2 rRNA genes (1 of these 2 cut by a window edge) are annotated in these 3,182 nt (G+C 55.5%); both read right to left on the bottom strand.

The features are described from left to right. Positions 1-91: 91 nt before the first annotated feature. Positions 92-205, bottom strand: a 5S ribosomal RNA gene (rrf, locus tag N799_RS13810). A gap of 108 nt (positions 206-313) precedes the next feature. Continuing rightward, positions 314-3,182, bottom strand: a 23S ribosomal RNA gene (locus tag N799_RS13805); it runs 10 nt beyond the window's last position.

Here is a 3,182-nt window from a genome sequence, read left to right as displayed (position 1 = left end):
ATTCCGGCCCCGCATGCCCCCGGCGCCGCAAGCCTGCATCCGCCCAAAAGAAGAAGGCCGGACCTTTTCGGGTCCGGCCTTCGGTGTAAATGCTCAGCGATGACCTACTCTCGCATGGCAAGGCCACACTACCATCGGCGCATGTGCGTTTCACTTCCGAGTTCGGGATGGGATCGGGTGGTGCCACACAGCTATTGTCACTGAGCAAGCTGTTGGAGCGTCGCCTTCGGGCGCCAGCTCGCATGGGGTGGGACGTAGCGATATTGGGTTGGAATGTCGACGCGTCGTCGAGTCCAAGGCCACTTGAGGTTATATGGTCAAGCCACACGGATCATTAGTACTGGTTAGCTCAATGCATTGCTGCACTTACACACCCAGCCTATCAACCACCTGGTCTTGATGGTTCCTTCAGGGGAGTCAAGCTCCCGGGAGATCTCATCTTGAGGCGCGCTTCCCGCTTAGATGCTTTCAGCGGTTATCGCTTCCGAACATAGCTACCCGGCAGTGCCACTGGCGTGACAACCGGAACACCAGAGGTTCGTCCACTCCGGTCCTCTCGTACTAGGAGCAGCCCCTCTCAAATCTCCAACGCCCATGGCAGATAGGGACCGAACTGTCTCACGACGTTCTGAACCCAGCTCGCGTACCACTTTAAATGGCGAACAGCCATACCCTTGGGACCGACTACAGCCCCAGGATGTGATGAGCCGACATCGAGGTGCCAAACACCGCCGTCGATATGAACTCTTGGGCGGTATCAGCCTGTTATCCCCGGAGTACCTTTTATCCGTTGAGCGATGGCCCTTCCATACAGAACCACCGGATCACTAAGACCTACTTTCGTACCTGCTTGATCCGTCGATCTTGCAGTCAAGCACGCTTATGCCTTTGCACACAGTGCGCGATGTCCGACCGCGCTGAGCGTACCTTCGTGCTCCTCCGTTACTCTTTGGGAGGAGACCGCCCCAGTCAAACTACCCACCACACACGGTCCCCGACCCGGATTACGGGCCCAGGTTAGAACGTCAAGCACGACAGGGTGGTATTTCAAGGATGGCTCCACCCCAGCTGGCGCCAGGGTTTCACAGCCTCCCACCTATCCTACACAGACGAACTCAACGTTCAGTGTGAAGCTATAGTAAAGGTTCACGGGGTCTTTCCGTCTTGCCACGGGAACGCTGCATCTTCACAGCGATTTCAATTTCACTGAGTCTCGGGTGGAGACAGCGCCGCTGTCGTTACGCCATTCGTGCAGGTCGGAACTTACCCGACAAGGAATTTCGCTACCTTAGGACCGTTATAGTTACGGCCGCCGTTTACTGGGGCTTCGATCAAGAGCTTCGCCTTGCGGCTGACCCCATCAATTAACCTTCCAGCACCGGGCAGGCGTCACACCCTATACGTCCACTTTCGTGTTTGCAGAGTGCTGTGTTTTTGATAAACAGTCGCAGCGGCCTGGTCACTGCGACCCCCAGAAGCTTATGCCCGCATGGGCCACCTCCAGGGGTGCACCTTCTCCCGAAGTTACGGTGCCATGTTGCCTAGTTCCTTCACCCGAGTTCTCTCAAGCGCCTGAGAATTCTCATCCTGCCCACCTGTGTCGGTTTACGGTACGGTCTGCGTAAGCTGAAGCTTAGGAGCTTTTCCTGGAAGCGTGGTATCAGTCACTTCGCCCTAGTGGGCTCGTCTCGGTGCTCGGTGTTGAATGGGGATCCGGATTTGCCTAAATCCCCCACCTACCGCCTTTCCCCGGGACAACCAACGCCCGGTAGACCTAACCTTCTCCGTCCCTCCATCGCACTTACGCGAGGTGCTGGAATATTAACCAGCTTCCCATCGACTACGCATTTCTGCCTCGCCTTAGGGGCCGACTCACCCTGCGTCGATTAACGTTGCGCAAGGAAACCTTGGGCTTTCGGCGTGCGGGCTTTTCACCCGCATTATCGTTACTCATGTCAGCATTCGCACTTCCGATACCTCCAGCAGACCTCTCGATCCACCTTCAACGGCTTACGGAACGCTCCTCTACCGCGCATGCAAAGCATGCACCCCAAGCTTCGGTTCAGTACTTAGCCCCGTTAAATCTTCCCCGCAGACCGACTCGACCAGTGAGCTATTACGCTTTCTTTAAAGGGTGGCTGCTTCTAAGCCAACCTCCTGGCTGTCTGTGCCTTTCCACATGGTTTTCCACTCAGCACTGATTTGGGACCTTAGCTGTGGGTCTGGGTTGTTTCCCTTTTCACGACGAACGTTAGCACCCGCCGTGTGTCTCCCATGCAGTCTGTCCTGGTATTCGGAGTTTGCCATGGTTTGGTAAGTCGCAATGACCCCCTAGCCATAACAGTGCTCTACCCCCAGGAAGATTCACATGAGGCGCTACCTAAATAGCTTTCGAGGAGAACCAGCTATCTCCGGGTTCGATTAGCTTTTCACTCCTAATCACACCTCATCCCCTACCTTTGCAACGGGAGTGGGTTCGGGCCTCCAGTGCGTGTTACCGCACCTTCACCCTGGGCATGACTAGATCACCCGGTTTCGGGTCTATTGCCCGCGACTATGCGCCCTTATCAGACTCGGTTTCCCTTCGCCTCCCCTATACGGTTAAGCTTGCCACGAACAATAAGTCGCTGACCCATTATACAAAAGGTACGCAGTCACCCCGAAGGGCTCCTACTGCTTGTACGCACACGGTTTCAGGGTCTATTTCACTCCCTTCACCAGGGTTCTTTTCGCCTTTCCCTCACGGTACTGGTTCACTATCGGTCGGTCAGGAGTATTTAGCCTTGGAGGATGGTCCCCCCATGTTCAGACAGGGTTTCTCGTGCCCCGCCCTACTCGATTTCACTGAAAGAGCCCTTTCGCATACCGGGCTGTCACCGTCTATGGCCAACCTTTCCAGGTTGTTTTGCTAGAACTCAATCAGCTTAAGGGCTGTTCCCCGTTCGCTCGTCACTACTCAGGGAATCTCGGTTGATTTCTTTTCCTCCGGGTACTTAGATATTTCAGTTCTCCGGGTTCGCTTCGTACAGCTATGTATTCACTGCACGATACCGCTTGCGCGGTGGGTTTCCCCATTCGGACATCACGGGATCAAAGCTTGTTGCCAGCTCCCCCGTGCTTTTCGCAGGCTGCCACGTCCTTCATCGCCTCTGACCGCCAAGGCATCCACCGTGTGCGCTTAT

This window comes from Lysobacter arseniciresistens ZS79 (genome assembly GCF_000768335.1).
Classification (GTDB): Bacteria; Pseudomonadota; Gammaproteobacteria; order Xanthomonadales; family Xanthomonadaceae; genus Novilysobacter; species Novilysobacter arseniciresistens.
Note: the sequence above shows the minus strand (reverse complement) of the source record. Positions and strands in the feature narration are given on the sequence as shown.